Genomic DNA, 19,867 nt, shown 5'->3' on the forward strand with positions numbered 1-19,867 from the left:
GTCGTCCAGTGTACGCCCCTCCCCCGCCCCGCAGGCTCCGGGTGGACGGCGAGGCCACCGGCGCGGCGGGGAGCCCGGGCGGCCGGCGCCCCGGGGCGGGCGACCGGTCAGCCCGCCGCGAGCGCGGCGGCCACGAAGAGCACCAGGGCGACGGTCAGGTAGGCCGTCGGCGGTCGCAGCCACCCGCGCCCGCCGTCGGACAGGGACAGGCCACCGGTACGCAGGCCGTACAGCCCCATCGCGAAGATCGGCAGACCGGCCACGAGGAAGGTGCCCGCCACCACGTTCGCGGGCGATACCGGATCCCCGGTCGCGCCGGCCGCCAGCAGCCGCAGCGCCGGAACCTCGAACACCAGGACCAGCACCGCGAAGAACACGGCGAGGACGGGCCGGCGCGTCCGGTAGACGCCGTCCCCCGCCGGGCGCGCCGGATCGGGCACGGCGCCCGGGACGTACGGCGGGGTGGCGTGCGGAAGGTCGGCCCGGGGAGTGACGGGCGGCATCGGCCCGGTCGGCACGTCGAGGGGATGCGCCGGCTCGGACGGCCGGCCGGGCTCGACGACCGGGTAGCCCGCCAGCGGGGACGGGCGGACCGGATCGGTGGGCTCACCCGCCGGGCCGGCCGGGACGCCCTCCCGGGCGGGCTCGGGCGCGGCCGGCGGAGGCGCGGCGGGTTGGGCGGCGGCCGTCTCCCGGGCGGCCCGCCTCCCCGGCAACTCACCCGACACCTCCGGTCCGGCCTGCGCTGCGCGGTTCGTCCGGTATCCCGCACTTTCGGCGCGCTCGTATCCCGCGGGTTCGGCACGCTCGTATCCCGCGGGTTCGGCGCGCTCGTCACCGCTGCCGCCGGTCGACCCGAACCGGCCGGCGTCGCGCTCCGCGACACCGAAGCGCGACGGCTCGGACCCGGACGCGAAACGGGCCGGCTCCGGGGCGCCGAACCGGGTCGGCTCGGGGTCGACGCCGAGGGAGGCCGGCTCACGGTCGACGCCGAACCGCGTCGGCTCGGGGTCGACGCCGAAGGGGGCCGGCTCACGGTCCACGGCGAGTCGGGCGGGGTCGGGGCCGGGGCCGAAGCGCGCCGGCTCGCGGTAGCCGGGGTTGTCGGCGTACCCGGGCTTCTCGGCGGCGCCGCGCTGCTCCGGCACGCGGAACTCCTCGTCGTGATGGCGTGCCCCGTCCGCGCCGCGCCAGTCCGGCTCGTAGCCGCGGCCGCGCTCGCCCGCGTACCAGGTCGGCTCCTGCTCGTCAGGGAAGCTCCGTCGTCCGTCCACGTGCCGCACCGTATGCGACCCGCGCCGGACCCGTCATTCCGCCCCTCGGACAACTCGTCGGGCGGGCGTGGGAGACGGGTCGGCGTTGCCGGGGCCGGTTCCCATAGCACGCCAGGTGCATGATCGTCCGGTCGTCCACAGCTCGACCGTTGTCCACAGCGCCGAGGTCGAGGGGTCGCCGGGCCCGGCCGGCGGACGGCAGCCTGCCCCTCATGACAACGCGGAACCAGGCCGTCGGCGCGTACGGCGAGCGGTGCGCCGTCCGGCATCTGATCGGGGCGGGGCTGCGGCCGGTCGCCCGGAACTGGCGCTGCCCGGCCGGCGAGATCGACATCATCGCGTGGGACGGGGACGTGCTCGCCTTCTGCGAGGTGAAGACGCGCCGGGGTGGCGAATTCGGCACTCCCGCCGAGGCCGTCGTGCCGGCCAAGGCCCGGCGGCTGCGCGGGCTCGCCGCCCGCTGGTTGGCGGAGACGGGCACCACGGCCGACGAGATCCGCTTCGACGTGCTGTCGGTCCGGCTGCCCGACACCGGACCGGCCCGCGTGCAGCACCTGAAGGGCGCGTTCTGAGGTGGCCGGCCACGCCGTACGCCCGGGCCGGGCGGGTGGTGCCCGGTGAGCTACGCCAAGGTGCTCTGCGTCGGGCTCGTGGGGGTGACCGGCCACCTCGTCGAGGTGGAGGCCGACCTGGCCGCCGGCCTGCCGGCGGTGGTGATCTCCGGCCTGCCGGACACGGCGCTGCAGGAGGCACGGGACCGGGTGCGCGCCGCGGTGGTCAACTCGGGCCAGCGCTGGCCCAACCGCCGGATCACGTTGAACCTCCTGCCCGCGACGCTGCCGAAGTTCGGGTCGGCGTTCGACCTGGCCATCGCCGCGGCGTTGCTCGGCGGGTCGGGCGAGCTTCCGCTGCTGCCGCTGGAGAAGGTGGTGGTCCTCGGGGAACTCGGGCTGGACGGGACGGTCCGGCCGGTGCGCGGGGTGCTGCCCATGGTCGCCGCGGCGGCCCGGGCCGGCATCCAGCGCGTGATCGTCCCCGTGGCGAACGCCGCCGAGGCGGCGGTGATCCCCGGGATGTGCGTCCGCGCGGTCGACACGCTGCACCGGCTGGTGACCTTCGTCCGCGAGGGCGCTCCGCTGATCGACCCGCCGACGGTCGCGCCGGCGCCGCCCGGCGCGGGTCCCGACCTGGCCGACGTGGCCGGGCAGGAACTCGGCCGGCGCGCCCTGGAGGTCGCGGCCGCCGGCGGGCACCACCTGGCGCTGCTCGGGCCGCCCGGCGCGGGCAAGACGATGCTGGCCGAGCGCCTCCCGTCGATCCTGCCGGGGCTGGACGACGACGCGGCGCTCGAGGTCACGGCGCTGCACTCCATCGCCGGCCTGCTGCCGCCGGGCGGGCGGCTGCTGCGCCGCCCGCCGTTCCAGGCGCCGCACCACACCGCGACCGTGCCGTCCCTCGTCGGAGGGGGTTCCGGGCTGGCCCGCCCCGGGGCCGTGTCGCTGGCGCACCGCGGGGTGCTCTTCCTCGACGAGGCGCCGGAGTTCAGCAAGGGCGCGCTGGAGGCCCTGCGCCAGCCGCTCGAGCACGGCCGCGTCCAGCTCGCCCGCAGCCAGGGCGGCACCGAGTACCCGGCCCGTACGCAGCTCGTGCTCGCCGCCAACCCCTGCCCGTGTGCGAAGCCGGCCGGTGACGCGTACTGCGAGTGCAGCCCGGTGGCCCGGCGGCGCTACCTCGGTCGGCTGTCCGGGCCGCTGCTGGACCGGATCGACGTGCAGGTCCGGCTCCCGCCGGTGCGGGCCGCCGAGCTGATGGCCGCCGACGGGGGCCGGGAGCCGTCGGCGGTGGTGGCGCGTCGCGTGGCGGCGGCCCGCGGGGCGGCCGCGGAGCGCTGGGCGGGCCTCGGGCACCGGCTCAACGCCGAGGTCCCCGGGCCGCACCTGCGTCGGTCGCCCTGGCGGCTGCCTGCCCGGGACACGGCGGAGCTGCGGGGCCGGCTCGACTCGGGGTCGCTCTCGGCCCGGGGGTTCGACCGGGTGATCCGCCTGGCCTGGACCATCGCCGACCTGGACGGCCGGGAGCGACCGGACCGCGACGACGTGCGCGAGGCCATCCAACTGCGGACGGGGGACGCGACATGAGCACCATCGAGGAGCGGACGCTGGCCCGGGTCGCGCTGACCTGGCTCACCGAGCCGGGGACCCGGTCGGTGCACCGGCTGGTGGCCCGGCTCGGCCCGGTGGCGGCACTGGACCTGCTGCTCGACGGCGGGGCGCCGGACGAGAAGCTGCGGTCGGCGGTCGCCGCCCGGGCGGCCGCCGGTGACGCGCGGGCCGTCGCGGCCGAGGCGGTGGCGCGTACCGAGCGGCTCGGCGCGCGGCTGGTCACGCCCGAGGACGAGGAGTGGCCGGCACAGCTGGCCGACCTCGGGCGGATGCGGCTCACCGACGCGTACCGGAAGGTGGACGTCGAGACGGCGCCGCCGCTCTGCTTCTGGGTACGGGGCTCGTGGCCGCTGGCCGAGGCGCTGGACCGCTCGGTCGCCGTGGTCGGCGCGCGGGCCGCCACCGGGTACGGGACGCACGTCGCCACCGAGATCGGCTACGGCCTGGCCGACCGGGGTTGGACGATCGTCTCCGGCGGCGCGTTCGGCATCGACGCCGCCGCGCACCGGGGCGCGCTCAACGCGGGCGGGCTGACGGTCGCCGTCCTGGCCTGCGGTGTCGACCGGCCGTACCCGATGGGGAACGCCGCTCTCTTCGAGCGGATCGCCGACACGGGGCTGCTGGTCAGCGAGTGGCCGCCCGGCGCCGACCCGTTGCGACCGCGGTTCCTCATCCGCAACCGGGTCATCGCCGCCGGCACGGCCGGGACGGTCGTGGTGGAGGCGTCGGCCCGCAGCGGCGCTACCCAGACCGCACGCCGCGCCCTGGCGATCGGCCGGCCGGCCATGGCGGTGCCGGGTCCGGTGACGTCGGCCATGTCGGTCGGCACCCACGAACTGCTGCGGGAGTACCCGAAGGCGCGCCTCGTGACCGGGGTGGCGCACGTGCTGGAGGAGGTGGGTCGGATCGGGTACGACCTGGCGCCGCCCGCCCGAGGACCCGAACGGCCGCGTGACCGGCTCGACGACGAGGCGACGCAGGTGCTGGAGGCGATGCCCCGCCGGGGCGCGGTGGGCGTCGAGCGGCTGGCCGCCCGGGCCGGCGTGACCCTCCGGACCGCCCTGCGCAAACTGTCCATGCTGGAGGAACTGACCCTGGTGGTACGTCGCGACGACGGCTACGCCCTCGCACCGCCCGACACGAGCGCCCCCGCCGCGGCCGACACGAGCGCCCCCGCCCCGCCCGCGGCGGGCGGCCCCGCCGCGGCCGACACGAGCGCCCCCGCCCCGCCCGCGGCGGGCGGCCCCGCCGCGGCCGACACGAGCGCCCCCGGCGCGGCGGGCGAGGGCACGCCGACGTGACGGTCAACCGCCGGCGGGGACACGCCGACGTGACGGTGAGCCGCCCCGACGACGCCGGGCGCCGGCCCGGGGCGAACCCGGTGCCGGCGCCGGCTCCGTCATGTCCGTGGTGCCAGCTCCAGCACCACGGGCGGACGTCAGCGGGCGGTCGCGTACGCGGCGCACCCGATCAGCTCGAGCGACACCTGGAGGCGCTCGAGGCTGATGTTCCTGGCGATCGTGTCCTCCGGGGTGTGGTAGGGCGGTTCGAGCAGCGCGGGCGTCTCCTCGCCGCGCCAGGAGAAGTTGGCGCTGGCGATGCCGACCTCCTGGAAGGCCTGGTGGTCGCTGGAGCCGCGCTGCGTCACCGGCGAGATCCGCGGGTCGTAGCCGAGGCGGGCGGCGGCGGCCGCCACCTCGTCGGTGGCCCGGTTGGCCTGCCCGGTGAACGAGAGCAGCCAGTAGCGGGTCGCCGGGTCCCAGCTGGTGGCCACCATGTCGTTCTGGTACACCGCGAGGAACCGGTCCCGCTCCTCCTGCGGCAGCTGCCGGACGTGGTAGCGGGAGCCGACGAGCCCCTGCTCCTCCGAGCCCCAGAGGGCGAACCGCAGGGTGGCGTCGACCGGGATGGCCTTGAGCACGCGGGCCAGTTCGAGGCAGAGCACGGTGCCGGAGCCGTCGTCGTTCGCCCCGGGTGCGCCGATGACCGTGTCGTAGTGGGCGCTGACCATCACCACCGGCCCGCCCGGGCCGGAACGCCCCACCCGCTCGGCGATGACGTTGTGCGAGGTCAGACCCCGGTGCGCGGAGGTGGAGACGGCGAGGGTGAACCGACCGGCGGCCAGCTGCTCACGCAGCCGTTCCTTCTGCGCCTGCGCGACCCCGACCACCGGGATCGGCACCGGCGAGCTGGCCGACCCCGGCAGGGTGGGCGAGAACGCCGAGGTCCGCCGGGGCGGTACGCCGTCGGCGGCGAGGAACACGACGGCGGCCGCGCCACGGGCCACGGCGGTGGCCACCAGTTGCTCGCGCCGCGCCGCCACGTAGTCGACCAGCACGACGCGGCCGGTCACGTCGCCCGGGTAGTTCTCCGGTGCGCCCGCGCCCACGTCCACCACGTCACCGCTCACCGTGGTGTCGAGCGCGGCGTGCGGGGAGGCGCCGGCCTGCCAGTTGAGGTCGGTGGGCAGTCCGGCCGGCGAGGCGAGCTGGGCGAGGAACTTGTCCGCCACGGTGAAGGGTTCCAGCCGGACGTCGTACCGCAGGTGGTCCAGCTCCTTGGCGATGTAGTCGGCGGCGCGGCGCTCCGAGGCCGTTCCGCCGATGCGCGGCCCGATGCCCTCGCTGAGGGCGCGCAGGTGCGACAGCGCCCGCTCGGCCGAGACCTGCGCGATGACCGTGCGGTCGTCGGGGGTGAGCGCCGGCGGACGGTACGCGCCGGGGCGCTGGTCGTCGGTCGCCCAAGCCGGAGCGGGAAGGGCTACGGTGGCGGCGCCACCGAGAGCGATGGTCAGCATCCGCCGTCGGTTCACTGTGGAGCCGACCGGGTTGTTCGACTGGGTAGCGGGTTGGCCGCCGTTGGTCATGGGTCCTCCTGATCCGCTGTGGAGCCCGCCGACCGGTAAGGGGTGAGCAGGCTCACAAGTCCTGTGACCGTATCCGCCCCCGGGTGGTCCTCCAAGATCCGTTCGGGCGGTCGTCCGCCCGCCGAGCAGCCGCCTGACCAGGACGGACGGCCCACACCGCCCGTCCCGGCGTGCCGCGTACCGAGCGCGCCGGGTGCGCCGTGCCGGCGTGGCGGCCTAGGCTCGCGGCATGCCAGCGGACACCGGGTCCAGGCCGGCCTCACGCGTCCCGCGTCCCGAGGCGGTGCGGCGGTGACGCGCCGGAGCGACGGCGGCACCCGGGCCGTCCACCAGGCGCTGCCACCCGCACTGCGCGACGCGGTGGACGAGTTCGCCGACCACCTGGCCCGGGTGCGCAACCGCTCGGCGCACACGGTCCGCGCGTACGTCACGGACGTGGTCTCCCTCCTCGACCACGCCGCCCGGGCCGGCTGCGCCGAGGTCGCCGACGTGGACCTGGCCGTGCTCCGCAGCTGGCTGGCACGGCTGCGGACCGCCGGCGCGGCACGCAGCTCGCTGGCCCGGCGCGCGGCGTCGGCCCGGGTCTTCAGTGCCTGGGCGCACCGGCGAGGGCTGCTGCCGACCGACGTGGGCGCCACCCTGGCCAGCCCGCGGGCACCCCGGGAACTGCCCGGCGTACTCCGCGCCGACCAGGCGGCCGCCCTGGTCGAGGCGCCGATCCGCCCCGCCTCCGGTACGCCGGAGACCACCGGCCACCCCGCCGGCGCGGCGCGTACGGACGAGGGCGACCAGCCCGGCACCGCGGCCGACCCCGACGCCGTGCTCCTCCGGGACCGGGCGCTGCTGGAACTGCTCTACGGCACCGGGGTACGGGTCAGCGAGGCGTGCGGGCTCGACCTCGCCGACGTCGACCCGGCGCGCCGCGTGGTCCGGGTGTTCGGCAAGGGGGGGCGGGAGCGGACCGTCCCGTACGGTGTGCCGGCGCAGCGCGCTCTGGACGACTGGATGCGCCACGGCCGCCCCGTGCTGGCCACCCCGCGCTCCGGTGACGCCCTGCTCCTCGGCGCCCGCGGCGGGCGGCTCAACCCGACGACGGCCCGCCGGATCGTCGGCGGGTACGCGGACGCGGCCGGCCTGCCCCGGACCAGCCCGCACGGGCTGCGCCACTCGGCCGCCACGCACCTGCTGGAGGGGGGCGCGGACCTGCGCGCCGTGCAGGAACTGCTCGGCCACTCCTCGCTCGCCAGCACCCAGATCTACACCCACGTGTCCGTGGAGCGGCTGCGCGCCGCGTACCGCCAGGCGCACCCGCGGGCCTGACCGGAACCGACCGATCATGATCCACCGACGGTTACGATCACCGGGTGAGCGTCCCGCAGCCACCGGAGCCGATCCCGGGTGCCCGCCTGCTCTTCTCGCTGGATCCGGCGGTGAGCCACCTCAACCACGGCTCGTTCGGCGCGGTGCCGATCACCGTGCAGCGGGCCCAGCAGCGGCTGCGCGACGAGATGGAGTCCAATCCGCTGCGCTTCTTCACGCAGGGACTGGTCGACCGGATCGCGCACACCCGCCGGCACCTTGCCACCTTCCTGGGCGCGGACCCGGACGGCGCCGCGCTGGTCGGCAACACCACCACCGGCGTCGCCGTGGTGCTCCAGTCGCTGGGGCTGCGCCCCGGTGACGAGATCCTGAGCACCGACCACGGGTACGGCGCGGTCGGCCTCTCCATCCAGCGGGAGTGCCGGCGCACCGGGGCGGAGAGCCGAGTGCTGCCGATCCCGCTGGAGGCCACGGACGAGCAGGTCGTCGAGGCCGTCCGGGAGGCTCTGCGCCCCGGTCGGACGCGGCTGCTCGTCGTCGACCAGATCACGTCGGCCACCGCGCGGCTCTTCCCCGTGGCCGCCATCGCCGCGACGGCCCGTGAGCAGGGCGTGCCGGTCCTGGTGGACGCGGCGCACGTACCCGGGATGCTGTCGGCCACCGTCGCGGGCGTCGGTGCCGACTTCTGGGTGGGCAACCTGCACAAGTGGGCGTACGCGCCGCGCGGCACCGCCGTGCTGGTCGTGGCCCCGCAGTGGCGGGAACGCATCGAGCCGCTGGTGGTGTCCTGGGAGCAGGAGTCCGGTTACCCGGCCCGCCTCGAATGGCAGGCCACCCTCGACTACACCTCGTGGCTGGCCGCGCCGGCCGGCCTGTTCACCCTCCGCAGTCTCGGCGCCGACCGGGTACGGGCGCACAACGCCGGGTTGGCGGCGTACGGCCAACGGGTGGTCGGCGACGCCCTCGGGGTGGCGCCGACCCACCTGCCGGACCCCGGCGGACCCGAGGTCGCCATGCGGATCATCCCCCTGGCACCGGGTCTGGCCACCACCGTCGAGGGGGCGCGGGCCCTCCAGCAGCGGATCGCGGAGCGGATCGCCACGGAGGTGGCCGTTATGTCGTGGAACGGCCGGGGTTGGCTGCGCCTCTGCGGGCAGGTGTACAACGCGCCCGAGGAGTACGAACGCCTGGCCGTGCGGCTGCCCCCGCTGCTCGCCCAACGCTGACCAGGCCGGGCGCGGCTGCCCCGCCGCTCCCCGACGCCGGCTCGGGCCGCGGCTGCCCCCTGTTGACCAGGCCCGGGGCTGCCCGCTGCTCGTCCGACGCCGGCCGGCGGCCCGATCGCGCCTCGGCCACGTCGGGCGCGACGGGCGGGAACGCCTCGCCGTCGAGCGGGGCGAAAACCGGGCGGCGCAGCGGGGGCGGACCGGTGCCCGTCGACGGGTAGCAGGCGGACCGGGCCGAGACCGAGCAACGCCAGCGGGTCGAGGTACTCCTCGCCGCGCTTCAGGCCCCAGTGCAGGCAGGCCGCTGCCAGGCAGCCCGGGTGGCCGGCCCGCAGGACGCCCACCGGCGTCCCGGCCGCGACCGGCTCGCCGGCGGCGACGGTGGGCTGCACCGGCTCGTACGTGGTCCGCAGCCCACCGCCGTGCGCGACGGTGACCACCGGCCGCCCGGCCACCGTGCCCGCGAAGAACACGGTGCCGGAGCCCGCGGCCCGCACGGTGGCGCCGGGCGGGGCGGCCAGGTCGACGCCCCGGTGCCCGCGTAGCCACGGCTGGGCCGGCGGATCGAAGCGACGCACCACCTGGGACGACCCGTCGAGAGGCCATCGGAACCGAGCCCTCTCCCCCGGCTCGGCTGCCACCCACGACGAAGTCACAGCCCCCGAGCCCGTCGCCACAGAACCCCAGCCCGGGGCCGCGGAAGCCCAGCCTGGGGCCACAGAATCCCAGCCCGGGGCCGCGGACGCGGCGAGCGGCACCGGCGGTGCGGCCAACAGCAGGGCCAGGCCGAGCGGAACCGCCAACCGTCGCGCCGGAACGGCCCGACGGGACGGACGGGTACGCCGGAGCACGGCCGGAGGGGCCGACGACGGAGGTCGCATGACAGGCAGCCTGCCCGGCGAGGTCGGGCCACGCCGTCCCCTGTGGACAACGGACCGCCCTGTGGACGGCCCCCGTTCGCACGGACGATCTGCTAAGCACGTCCCGCGGGCCGCGTCTCCCCCGCTGACGTCGAGTCCGCCCTGCCCCGCCCCGGGCAGACGGCCCTAAGCTGGGGCCGGGCACGGCGGCCGCACCGCCGTGGGGACGGGGAGATCATGACGACGGTGGACGACACGACGCCTCGGAGCATGAGCGAGGTCAGCGGGCCCTCCCGGCTCGCCGGGCCCGACGAGGGGATCAGCACCGAGGAGTTGCAACTCGCGGCCCGCAACCACGGCATCCCGCTGGAGGCGCTGCGCTACGACGTCACCCCGGCCGGGCTGCACTACCTGCTGATCCACTACGACATCCCGGACCTGGACCCGGCCACGCACGCCCTCGTCGTCGACGGCGCCGTGGCCCGCCCGCTGACGCTGAGCCTGGCCGACCTCCGCGACCGTCCCCGGGTCACCCGGCGGGTCACGTTGGAATGCGCCGGCAACGGTCGGGCACTGCTGCACCCGCGCCCGGTGAGCCAGCCGTGGCTGGTCGAGGCGGTCGGGAACGCCGAGTGGACGGGCACACCGCTCGCGCCCCTGCTGCGGGAGGCGGGCATCGCGGCGGACGCGGTCGACGTGGTGTTCACCGGCGCCGACCACGGCGTCGAGCGCGGTGTCGAGCAGGACTACCAGCGGGCGCTCCCGGTCGCGGACGCGCTGCGCGAGGAGGTGCTGCTGGCGTACGAGATGAACGGCGCTCCCCTGCTGCCGCAGCACGGGGCCCCGCTGCGGCTCATCGTGCCCGGTTGGTACGGGATGGCCCACGTCAAGTGGCTGCGGTCGGTCACCGTGCTCACCGAGCCGTTCGAGGGTTACCAGAACGCGGTGGCGTACCGGCTTCGGCAGGACGCCGACGACCCGGGCGTGCCGGTGACCCGGATCGAGCCGCGGGCCCTGGTCCGCCCGCCCGGTTTCCCGGACTTCATGTCCCGCGCCCGCGTGCTGCGCCCGGGTCCGTGCACTCTGGACGGTCGCGCCTGGTCGGGGCACGCCCCGGTGGTGGCGGTCGAGGTCACCACCGACGGCGGCTCCACCTGGGCACCGGCCATCCTGGACGAACCGACGGGCGGCGACTTCGCCTGGCGGCGCTGGCGCTACGAATGGTCACCGCGGCCGGGCCGCTACGTTCTCGGCGCCCGCGCCACCGACGCGTCGGGGCGCACCCAGCCGCTGGAGCAGCCCTGGAACCGGGGCGGCTTCGCCAACAACCTGGTCCAGCGGGTCGAGGTGACGGTCGTCGCGGAGTGACCCGTCGCCATCCGGCGCGCCACGACGCGGGCGCGCCGGACCGGCGGGAACCACGCCGGCCCGCCGCCCGGCGGGCCGGCGACGCACAGACGCCACGACGCGACGCGCCGGGACGGGCGTGCACCACGACAACGGTGCACGCGAAGATTTCATGATCGGTGACGCGGGGGTCGGTGCGGGGGCGCGGCCGGCGAGGTGGGGGATTCCGGCGCGGCCCGGTGGGGCGGGCCGGTCAGCCCCCGAAGCCCGAGTCGGCCGGCAGCGAGATGTCCGGCTTCTCCAGCTCCTCGACGTTCACGTCCTTGAAGGTCATCACCCGGACGTTCTTGACGAACCGGGCAGGACGGTACATGTCCCACACCCAGGCGTCGTGCATCTCGACCTCGAAGTAGACCTCGCCGTCGGAGTTGCGCACGTGCAGGTCGACCTGGTTGGCCAGGTAGAACCGTCGCTCGGTCTCCACCACGTAGGAGAACTGGCGGACAATGTCGCGGTACTCCCGGTAGAGCTGCAGCTCCATCTCGGTCTCGTACTTCTCGAGATCTTCCGCGCTCATCGCTCTCCGCCTTCCATGACCACATCTTCCCCCACCGGCGCCGGCGGTCGAGGCCGCTCGCCCAACGCCACGCCGACGGTACTCCCTGGCGCCCAGAAGCGCTCCATCGGCTCGTCCGGACCCTCCTCCGACGCCCCCGCGACGTCCCCGGACGGCATGTCCCGGATGTCGGAGAAGAGCGCATCCGGGAGGTCGGCGGCAGCCGCGTGCCCGACCACCGGCGCGGGACGCCGGGCCCGCGGCGGGCTGCCGTCCCGGCCGGAGACGGTCGCCACGTTCACGTACGAGAAGCGGTGCTCGCGGCAGGGGCCGTGCTCCCGCAGCGCCGCGGTGTGCTCCGGCGTGATGTAGCCCTTGTGCTCCGCGAAGCCGTACGCCGGGTAGGTCTCGTCCAGTTCCACCATGATCCGGTCCCGGGTGACCTTGGCCAGCACGCTGGCCGCCGCGACGCAGGCCGCCACCCGGTCCCCCTTCCAGACCGCCAGACCGGGCACGTCGAGGCCGTCCACGCCGAAGCCGTCGGTCAGGACGTACTCGGGCCGGGTCGTGAGCGAGGCCAGCGCCCGGCGCATCGCGGCGAGGTTGCACACGTGCAGCCCGCGGGCGTCGACCTCCTCCGCCGGGATGACCACGACGGCGTACGCGAGCGCCCGGGCGACCACCTCGTCGTAGACGCGCTCCCGGCTGGCCGGGGTGAGCAGCTTCGAGTCGGCCAGCCCGTCGATCTCCCCGCGGCGCCCCTCGGGCAGGATCGCCGCGGCGGCGACCAGCGGCCCGGCGCACGCGCCCCGACCCGCCTCGTCGGCCCCGGCCACGTACCGGAAGCCGCGCCGCTGCAACGCCCGTTCGAGGGCGTAGAGGCCGGCCTCGCGGCGCACGATGGTGCGGGGCGGGGTCAGCACGGCACACCACCCGCCGGGCCGTCCGCGCCGGCGAGGACCCGGGACAGGAGCGCCGGAAGGTCGCCGGGGTAGTAGCGCTCGCCGCTCGACACCAGCTCGGCGGCCGACCACCAGCGGTGGCCGGTGACGCTGGCCTGCTCGATGTCGTTGAAACCCGTGGTGTCCACCTCCCACGACGGCACACGCACCAGGAAGAACTCCTGCTCCTGGCGGTACCACACCCCGTCGAACGGGTACTCGACCGTCTCCCGCCACACCGGCTCGCCCAGCTCGGCGGGGGTCAGCCGCAGCCCGGTCTCCTCGGCCAGTTCCCGTGCCGCCGCCGCGGCCGGCGACTCGCCCGCGTCGAGCCCGCCACCGGGGGTGAACCAGTACCGGTGCTCGGGGCGCGCCGGGTCGAACCCGGCGAAGAGCAGCACCCGGCCGTCCGCGTCGACCAGCAGCACACGTGCGGCGCGTCGAGGGGTGTAGACGGTCACCGCCCCAGCCTGCCAGACCCGTGGCCGATCGCCCACGGCCGCCCGGCCGTCACGGGTTCGGGATGCTGTCGTACTCCTTCGGCACGCTCAGCCACTTGGCCCGGCCCACCGGCCAGAAGACGGTGAAGGCACGCCCGACGACCTCGTCCTCGGCGATGGTGGCCGCCTCGATGTCCTGCCCGGACTGCTGCCAGTGCTCCAACGAGTCGCCCGAGGCCGAGCGGTGGTCGCCCATCACCCAGAGGCGGCCCTCCGGCACCGTGATGTCGAACGGCTGGTCGGCCGGCTTGTCCCGCTGGCCGTCGGCCGAGAAGATGTACGGCTCGTCCAGCGGCTGGCCGTTGATCACGAGGCGGTCCTCGGCGTCACAGCAGACCACGTGGTCACCGCCGACGCCGATGACCCGCTTGATGAAGTCCTCGCCCTCCCGGCCGCTCCACTCGACCGGCGCCTTGAAGACGACGACCTCGCCGCGGTGCGGCGACCGGAAGTCGTAGACCAGCTTGTTGACCAGCACCCGATCGTCGATCTTGAGGGTGTTCTCCATGGACGGAGAGGGGATGAAGAAGGTCTGCAGGACGAAGGCGCGGACCAGCACCGCGACCAGGATCGCCACACCCAGCAGGATCGGCAGCTCCTTCCAGAAGGAACTGCGCGGCTTGTCGGTCTGCTCGTCAATCACGCCAAGGAGCCTACGTTGCCCGGCTCGACGTCACCGTCCGGAACCCGCGAGTACGACGCAGCGCCGCCGCGAGAGGGAGGATCAGGAACACGCCGCCCTCCGGGGTCGGCCGGACGGGGGCCGGCTCGGCCGGCGCCGCGGCGGGCGGCGCGGCCACGTCCTCGAACGTGTCCGGGACGGACAGCGCACTCCACCGGGAGGACGGCCAGACCACGAGGAAGGCACGGCCCACGACGTTGTCGATGGGCACCGGCCCCTGGCACCGGGCGTCCTGGGAGACCAGCCGGTGGTCGCCCATCACGAAGATCTGACCCGGCGGGACGACCACCTCGTCGAAGCGCCGCGACCGGCACTCCTTCGGGTTCGGTGGGATGTCCAGCGGGGAGTCCTGGAGGACGTACGTCTCGTCCAGCGGCGTGCCGTTGACGGTGACCCGGCCCTGCGCGTCGCAGCACTTCACCCGGTCCCCGGGCACGCCGATGACCCGCTTGATGAAGTCCTTCTCGCCGGGGCGGCTCACCCCGACCAGGTCGCCGATGGTGCGGCCCAGCCTGTCGAGCGCGCTGAGCCGCGGCTCCTCGCCGACCTGCGGCGCCCACCGGTCGGTGCCCCGGAACACGACGACCTCGCCGCGCTCCGAGTCGCGTACGTCGTAGACGACCTTGTTCACGAGCACCCGGTCGCCGACGAGGAGGGTGTCCTCCATCGAGCCGGAGGGGATGAAGAACGCCTGGAGCAGGAACGTGCGGATCAGCACCGCGAGGCAGAACGCGACCACCAGCAGCAGCGGCAACTCCTGCCAGAGCGGCATCTGGCGCCGGGGCCGCCGGACCCGCCGGCGCCACGGATCGACGGTGCCGTCCTCGTCAATCGACTGCGCCACGCCACTCCTCGATCCGCAGAAACGACACCACCGCCCGGGAGCCTCGACGAGGCCCCACGGGCGGCAGTGGACGACTTCCCGCGGTGTCGCGGGACGATGCCCTCGCTGCGCCCGCGCCGACCAGGGTAGTGCGGTGGGACCGGTGCGGCACAGGTGCAGCCAGGCGTGGCGGGCGGAGCGTCAGCTCGGCTGCTTCTCGCGCTTCTCCTTGATCTTGGCCTTCTTGCCCCGCAGCTCGCGGAGGTAGTAGAGCTTGGCCCGCCGGACGTCACCGCGGGTCACGACCTCGATGCGGTCGATGGCCGGGCTGTTCACCGGGTAGGTCCGCTCCACGCCGACGCCGAAGCTGATCTTGCGAACCGAGAAGGTCTCGCGCAGCCCGTCACCCTGGCGGCGGATGACCACGCCCTGGAAGATCTGCACACGGGACCGGTTGCCCTCGACGACCCGCGCGTGCACCTTCACGGTGTCACCGGCACGGAAGTCGGGGATGTCGACCCGCTTCGACTGGGCGTCAAGGGCGTCCAGGATGTTCATCGCTGCGTCCTCGTGAGGCTCACGGCGCACCGTCAGTCGGTGCGCGAATGGGTGATTCTGATCCCCGGGTGGCGATCGGTGGAGCCGACCCCGGTCGAGGATCCTCGCAGCCGCCCGCGGCGCGGCCGACTGCGGCAACCCCTCTACTTTGCCACATCCCCCGGTGGCACCTGAAATCCGGCCCGCTCCAACGCGGCCCGGTCCCGTTTGTCCAGGCGTTCCGGGTCGAGCGCGGCGAGCAGGTCCGGGCGGCGCACGGCCGTACGCACCAACCCCTCCTCCCGCCGCCAGCGGGCGATCCGCCCGTGGTCGCCCGAGCGGAGCACCTCCGGCACGTCGTGTCCCCGCCAGCTCGGCGGCTTCGTGTAGACCGGCGCCTCCAGGAGGCCGTGGGCGTGCGACTCCTCGTCCAGCGAGCCGGCGTTGCCCAGCACCCCGGGCAGCAGCCGGGTGACCGCCTCCATGATCACCAGAACGGCCACCTCGCCGCCGAAGAGGACGTAGTCACCGAGGGAGACCTCGGTGACCGGCATCCGGGTCGCGGCGTGGTCGAGCACCCGCTGGTCGATGCCCTCGTAGCGGCCGCACGCGAAGAGCAGGTGCTCCTCGGCCGCCAGCTCGTACGCCATGGCCTGCGTGAACGGCGTGCCCGCCGGCGTGGGCACCACGAGCCGCGGCGGCGTGGCCTCCGGCGGCACGAGGGCGTCCAGCGCCTCGCCCCACGGCTCCGGCCGCATCACCATGCCCGGCCCGCCGCCGTAGGGGGTGTCGTCGACCGTGCGGTGCACGTCGTGGGTCCAGGTCCGCAGATCGTGTACGGCCAACTGGAGCGTGCCGGTCGCCCGGGCCCGGCCGATGAGCGACAGCTCCAGCGGGGCGAAGTACTCCGGGAAGATCGACACGATGTCGACGCGCATGACGGGGAGGCTCCATCCGGGTGGTGGCGCGGCCGGGCCGGCGCGGCGGAAGCGCCCTACAGGTCGAGCAGACCACCGGGCGGGTCGACGACCACGCGCCCGCCGGCCAGGTCGACCTCGGGGACGATCGCCTTGACGAACGGGATCAGCGCCGTCTTCCCCTCGGGGCGGCGCAGCACCAGCAGGTCCGAGGCCGGTGCGTGGTCGATCCGGGCCACCTCGCCCAGCCGGTCGCCGGCCGGGGTCACCACGTCCAGCCCGACGAGCTGGTGGTCGTGGAACTCCTCCGGATCCTCCGGCGGCGCGATGTCGGAGCTCTCCACGCCGACGAGGGTGCCGCGCAACGCCTCCGCGACGTCGCGGTCGAGTACACCCTCGAACGCGACGAGCAGCCGGCCCTGGTGCCACCGCGCCGACTCGACGGTCAGCTCGGCGGGCACGTGGAACGGCACGCCGGGGCCGGGCGCGGGTGCGGGCGCGTTGCCCGCCCCTGGTTCGGTGCGCAGCACCGAACCAGGGGCGAACCGCGCTTCCGGTTCGTCGGTCCGCACCTCCACGGTGACCTCACCGCGGATGCCGTGCGGCTTACCGATCCTGCCGACGATGAGCAGCATCAGTACGAGTCGACGATGTCGACGCGTACGCCGCGCCCACCGATGGAGCCGATCACCTGGCGCAGCGCCTTGGCGGTCCGGCCGGACCGCCCGATCACCGTGCCGAGGTCCTCCGGGTGCACGCGGACCTCGAGCCGCTTGCCCCGACGGGAGTCGACCATCCGGACCCGTACGTCGTCCGGGTGGTCGACGATGCCCTTGACGAGGTGCTCCAGGGCGGGGCGCAGTGCCACGTCAGCCCTGCTCGCCGGAGTCCGCACCGGCCTGCTCCTCGGTCTGGGCCGGCGCCTCGGCGGCCTTGGCCGCCTTCTTCGCCGGCTTCGGCTCGGCCTCGGTCAGCCCGGCCGCGGCCTTCGCCTCGGCCTCGTAGGCCGCCGTCCGGTCCGCCTTCGCGGCGGCGACCTTCAGCGGCGGCGGGGCCGGCAGGCCCTTGAACTTCTGCCAGTCACCGGTCAGCTCCAGCAGCCGCTGCACCGCCTCACTCGGCTGGGCGCCGACGGACAGCCAGTACTGGACCCGGTCCGACTTGACCTCGATCACCGAAGGGTCCTCCTTCGGCTGGTAGATCCCGACGAACTCGATCGCCCGCCCGTCGCGCTTGGTGCGCGAGTCGGCGACGACGATGCGGTACTGCGGGTTGCGGATCTTGCCCATCCGCAGAAGCCGGATCTTTACGGCCACAGTTGTTTCGCTCCTGTTGCGATCTCACCGGCCCGTTGGGGGCGGTGTGCACGGGTGAGCGCCGACCGGCACAGTGGGGATGGGCCGGAGACTGCTCGGTGGACTGGCGACGCGCCCGGGGTAGAGGGCGCCGGAGCGCGCGCCGGATACCAGCGACCCATTCTGCCAGATCCGGCACGGATCTCTCACACCGGAGGCGGCACAACCCCGCACAGGTCGCCGGAAGGGTGAGGCGTACCACACTCGCCGGCGCCGGGGCGGCGCGCTGATGCCGGCGCCGCGCCCGCGACGGCGGCACCGGCCACGCGCGCGGCGCGGGACCCCCTGCCCGGCTCTCAGCGCACCGGCGGCCGGTCCCAGCCGGCCGGCAGGCTCTCCGGGGCGGTCCAGTCCGGCGGCGGTGTGAAGTCGCACCAGGTGCCGTCGAACGGGAACTCGCCGGCCTCGGCGAGCGCGATCACCCGCTTGCCCTCGGCGCGGACCGCCGCCTCGTCGGCCACCCAGTAGTGGTCGGGGTGGGCCAGCCGCTCGGCGAACTCGTCCTCGTCCTTCCACTCCCAGGTCCGGTCGGGGCGGATCACCACGTCCAGGTCCTGGTCGACCATGTCCACCCCGGCCACGTCACCGTCGTCCCAGCGGACGCCCGGTTCCTCCAGGTTCACGTACCAGTTGGCGAACCGGCCCCGCGCGTCCGAGAACCACCACACGGAGTGGGCCGCACCGGTGGGCAGGAACTTCAGCAGCGGCGGCCCGTTCCAGCGGTCCAGCGCGAGCGCGTACGACGAGGTGATCCACTCGGTGAACGGCACGGCCCGCATGCCGAACCCCGCCTCGGTCACCTCGTACGCCACGGGTGAGTTCCGGGCGATCCAGATCAACAGGCCGCGCTCGTCGTCGCTCACGACCCGGCCCGGCCGGACCCAGCCGATCCGGCCACGCCGCACGTTGCGGTGCAGGATCAGCCGTCCTGTCTCGAAGCGCACCGGTCCACCCATCGCTCGTCGAACGGTGGCCCCTCCCGGCGCGCACGCCGCGAAGGGGCCCTCGCGTGCCTCGGGGTCAGTAGGAGCGGGCGAGGATCGCGACCAGGTCGGGCTCGTCCTCCGAGTCGGGCACCGAGCCGTCCGCGCGCAGCAGGCAGCGGACGGTCACGCCCTGCCCGTTCGCCTCGGCCTCGCCCTCGACGCCCACGGCCGACCACGGCACCCGGGCCCATCCGGTCGCCGCCGCCTCGACGGCCTCCGCGAGCGTGCTCACGTCGGTCGTGCGGGACTCCCGGAAGGCCAGCGCCTGGTCGTGCAGCGCCCGCTGGTCCTCCTCCAGCGCGGCGAGCACCGCCCCCACCACGTCGGCCACCGCCGTCGGGCTCTTCGACCCGTCCGTACGCCGGACCACCACGGCGTTCCCCGCCGCGAGGTCGCGCGGGCCGACCTCGACCCGGACCGGGTAGCCGCGCAGCTCGGCGTCGACGGCCCGGCGGCCGAACGGGGTGTCCGTGCGGTCGTCCAGCGCCACGCGGACGCCCGCGTCCCGCAGCGCGTCACGCAGCTTGGCCGCCGCCTCACCGACGCCCTCGCCGTCCTTGACGACCATGACGTACGCCTGCACCGGCGCCAGCTTCGGCGGCACCCGCAGGCCGTTGTCGTCGCCGTGGCACATGATCAGGCCACCGAGCATCCGGGTCGAGGTGCCCCAGGAGGTGGTCCAGGCGTGCTCCCGGCCGCCCTCGGCCGAGGAGTAGGTGATGTCGAACGCCTTGGCGAAGTTCTGCCCCAGCTCGTGGCTGGTGCCCATCTGCAACGCCTTGCCGTCGCCCATCATGCCTTCGCAGGTGTAGGTGGCGATCGCGCCGGCGAAGCGCTCCCGGGCGGTCTTCAGGCCCACCACCACGGGGATGCCCAGCACGTTGACCATCAGGTCCTCGTACGCCTCGTGCAGGATCCGCCGGGCGTAGGCGCGGGCGTCCTCCCGCGTGGCGTGCGCGGTGTGCCCCTCCTGCCAGAGGAACTCGCTGGTCCGCAGGAAGATCCGGGGGCGCAGCTCCCAGCGGACCACGTTCGCCCACTGGTTGAGCAGCAGCGGCAGGTCCCGGTAGGAGTCGACCCACTTGGCCATGAACTCACCGATCACCGTCTCGCTGGTGGGGCGCACCACCACCGGCTCGGCGAGCTGCTTGCCGCCGCCGTGGGTGACCACCGCCAGCTCCGGCGAGAAGCCCTCGACGTGCTCCGCCTCGCGCTTGAGGTAGTTCTCCGGGATGAAGAGCGGGAAGTACGCGTTCTCCGCGCCGGCCGCCTTGATCCGCGCGTCCATCTCGGCCTGCATCCGCTCCCAGATGGCGTAGCCGGCCGGTCGGATCACCATGGTCCCCCGGACCGGGCCGTTGTCGGCCAGCTTCGCCTTGGCGATGAGGTCCTGGTACCAGCGGGGGAAGTCCTCCGCACGGGGAGTGAGCACGCGTGCCATGACCGCACATCCTATGCGCCCGCGGGCGCTCCCCCGCCACCGGCCACGCCCCTCACCCCGCCCCTTCGTCGGGT

The 19,867-nt window shown here is 74.9% G+C and carries 19 protein-coding genes and 2 pseudogenes; 6 read left to right on the forward strand and 15 right to left on the reverse strand.

Going from position 1 to position 19,867, the window contains the following annotated elements; translation table 11 throughout:
* Nucleotides 1-107: 107 nt before the first annotated feature.
* Nucleotides 108-1,274 (reverse strand): hypothetical protein, encoded by a 1,167-nt coding sequence (locus tag D7I43_RS11680; RefSeq protein ID WP_147427243.1) that lies wholly within the window; start codon nt 1,272-1,274, stop codon nt 108-110.
* 212 nt (nt 1,275-1,486) lie between these two features.
* On the opposite strand from D7I43_RS11680, the gene D7I43_RS11685 reads away from it, so the two are divergent.
* From D7I43_RS11685 to dprA, 3 genes and pseudogenes are all read left to right on the forward strand, one after another.
* Entirely contained in the window at nt 1,487-1,846 is a 360-nt protein-coding gene (locus tag D7I43_RS11685) for a YraN family protein (protein WP_120328482.1), read from the forward strand.
* A 45-nt stretch (nt 1,847-1,891) separates the two neighbouring features.
* A complete protein-coding gene (locus tag D7I43_RS11690; protein WP_120328483.1) occupies nt 1,892-3,412 on the forward strand; it encodes a YifB family Mg chelatase-like AAA ATPase in 1,521 nt (506 codons plus the stop codon).
* Nucleotides 3,409-4,566: pseudogene (dprA, locus tag D7I43_RS11695) on the forward strand (DNA-processing protein DprA); the annotation flags it as partial. The gene D7I43_RS11690 and the pseudogene dprA, both read left to right, overlap by 4 nt.
* Before the next feature lie 308 nt (nt 4,567-4,874).
* Here dprA and D7I43_RS11700 read toward each other — a convergent pair.
* Nucleotides 4,875-6,302, reverse strand: coding sequence for a M28 family peptidase (locus D7I43_RS11700; RefSeq protein ID WP_120328485.1), 1,428 nt, complete (start codon nt 6,300-6,302; stop codon nt 4,875-4,877).
* Nucleotides 6,303-6,593: 291 nt separating this feature from the next.
* On the opposite strand from D7I43_RS11700, the gene D7I43_RS11705 reads away from it, so the two are divergent.
* Both D7I43_RS11705 and D7I43_RS11710 read left to right on the forward strand, forming a co-directional pair.
* Nucleotides 6,594-7,622, forward strand: a complete 1,029-nt coding sequence (locus D7I43_RS11705; protein ID WP_120328486.1) for a tyrosine recombinase XerC — start codon at nt 6,594-6,596, stop codon at nt 7,620-7,622.
* A 44-nt stretch (nt 7,623-7,666) separates the two neighbouring features.
* Nucleotides 7,667-8,848, forward strand: coding sequence for an aminotransferase class V-fold PLP-dependent enzyme (locus tag D7I43_RS11710; RefSeq protein WP_120328487.1), 1,182 nt, complete (start codon nt 7,667-7,669; stop codon nt 8,846-8,848).
* A 206-nt stretch (nt 8,849-9,054) separates the two neighbouring features.
* Here the strand turns inward: D7I43_RS11710 and D7I43_RS11715 are convergent.
* A pseudogene (locus tag D7I43_RS11715) lies at nt 9,055-9,729 on the reverse strand (murein hydrolase activator EnvC family protein); the annotation flags it as partial.
* A 216-nt stretch (nt 9,730-9,945) separates the two neighbouring features.
* Here D7I43_RS11715 and D7I43_RS11720 point away from each other — a divergent pair.
* On the forward strand, nt 9,946-11,076 hold the full coding sequence (locus D7I43_RS11720; protein ID WP_120328488.1) for a sulfite oxidase: 1,131 nt from the start codon (nt 9,946-9,948) through the stop codon (nt 11,074-11,076).
* Nucleotides 11,077-11,308: 232 nt separating this feature from the next.
* On the opposite strand, the gene D7I43_RS11725 is transcribed toward D7I43_RS11720, so the two are convergent.
* The 12 genes from D7I43_RS11725 to proS form a co-directional block, all read right to left on the reverse strand.
* Nucleotides 11,309-11,632 carry a DUF2469 domain-containing protein gene (locus tag D7I43_RS11725; protein ID WP_007075222.1) on the reverse strand — a complete coding sequence of 108 codons (324 nt, stop codon included), beginning with the start codon at nt 11,630-11,632 and terminating at the stop codon, nt 11,309-11,311.
* A complete protein-coding gene (locus tag D7I43_RS11730) occupies nt 11,629-12,534 on the reverse strand; it encodes a ribonuclease HII (RefSeq protein WP_120328489.1) in 906 nt (301 codons plus the stop codon). The genes D7I43_RS11725 and D7I43_RS11730 overlap by 4 nt, the downstream gene beginning before the upstream one ends.
* Nucleotides 12,528-13,013 (reverse strand): NUDIX hydrolase, encoded by a 486-nt coding sequence (locus tag D7I43_RS11735; RefSeq protein ID WP_120328490.1) that lies wholly within the window; start codon nt 13,011-13,013, stop codon nt 12,528-12,530. Before D7I43_RS11735 ends, D7I43_RS11730 begins: the two co-directional genes overlap by 7 nt.
* 49 nt (nt 13,014-13,062) lie before the next feature.
* Complete coding sequence (gene lepB / locus D7I43_RS11740; RefSeq protein WP_120328491.1) at nt 13,063-13,695, reverse strand: signal peptidase I; 633 nt, start codon at nt 13,693-13,695, stop codon at nt 13,063-13,065.
* Nucleotides 13,696-13,705: 10 nt separating this feature from the next.
* Nucleotides 13,706-14,578, reverse strand: coding sequence for a signal peptidase I (lepB, locus tag D7I43_RS11745; RefSeq protein ID WP_120328492.1), 873 nt, complete (start codon nt 14,576-14,578; stop codon nt 13,706-13,708).
* 180 nt (nt 14,579-14,758) lie between these two features.
* On the reverse strand, nt 14,759-15,115 hold the full coding sequence (rplS, locus tag D7I43_RS11750; RefSeq protein WP_120328493.1) for a 50S ribosomal protein L19: 357 nt from the start codon (nt 15,113-15,115) through the stop codon (nt 14,759-14,761).
* Between the two features lie 143 nt (nt 15,116-15,258).
* On the reverse strand, nt 15,259-16,032 hold the full coding sequence (gene trmD / locus D7I43_RS11755) for a tRNA (guanosine(37)-N1)-methyltransferase TrmD (protein WP_120328494.1): 774 nt from the start codon (nt 16,030-16,032) through the stop codon (nt 15,259-15,261).
* 56 nt (nt 16,033-16,088) lie between these two features.
* A complete protein-coding gene (gene rimM / locus D7I43_RS11760; protein WP_192902135.1) occupies nt 16,089-16,643 on the reverse strand; it encodes a ribosome maturation factor RimM in 555 nt (184 codons plus the stop codon).
* 2 nt (nt 16,644-16,645) lie between these two features.
* Entirely contained in the window at nt 16,646-16,906 is a 261-nt protein-coding gene (locus tag D7I43_RS11765; RefSeq protein WP_192902124.1) for an RNA-binding protein, read from the reverse strand.
* A complete protein-coding gene (gene rpsP / locus D7I43_RS11770; RefSeq protein WP_120328496.1) occupies nt 16,881-17,327 on the reverse strand; it encodes a 30S ribosomal protein S16 in 447 nt (148 codons plus the stop codon). The genes D7I43_RS11765 and rpsP overlap by 26 nt, the downstream gene beginning before the upstream one ends.
* Nucleotides 17,328-17,662: 335 nt before the next feature.
* A complete protein-coding gene (locus D7I43_RS11775; RefSeq protein WP_120328649.1) occupies nt 17,663-18,310 on the reverse strand; it encodes a ribonuclease FAU-1 family protein in 648 nt (215 codons plus the stop codon).
* A 76-nt stretch (nt 18,311-18,386) separates the two neighbouring features.
* Nucleotides 18,387-19,793, reverse strand: coding sequence for a proline--tRNA ligase (proS, locus tag D7I43_RS11780; protein ID WP_120328497.1), 1,407 nt, complete (start codon nt 19,791-19,793; stop codon nt 18,387-18,389).
* Between the last annotated feature and the right edge of the window lie 74 nt (nt 19,794-19,867).

Origin of the sequence: Micromonospora globbae (assembly GCF_003610785.1) — a bacterium.
GTDB classification, from domain to species: domain Bacteria; phylum Actinomycetota; class Actinomycetes; order Mycobacteriales; family Micromonosporaceae; genus Micromonospora; species Micromonospora globbae.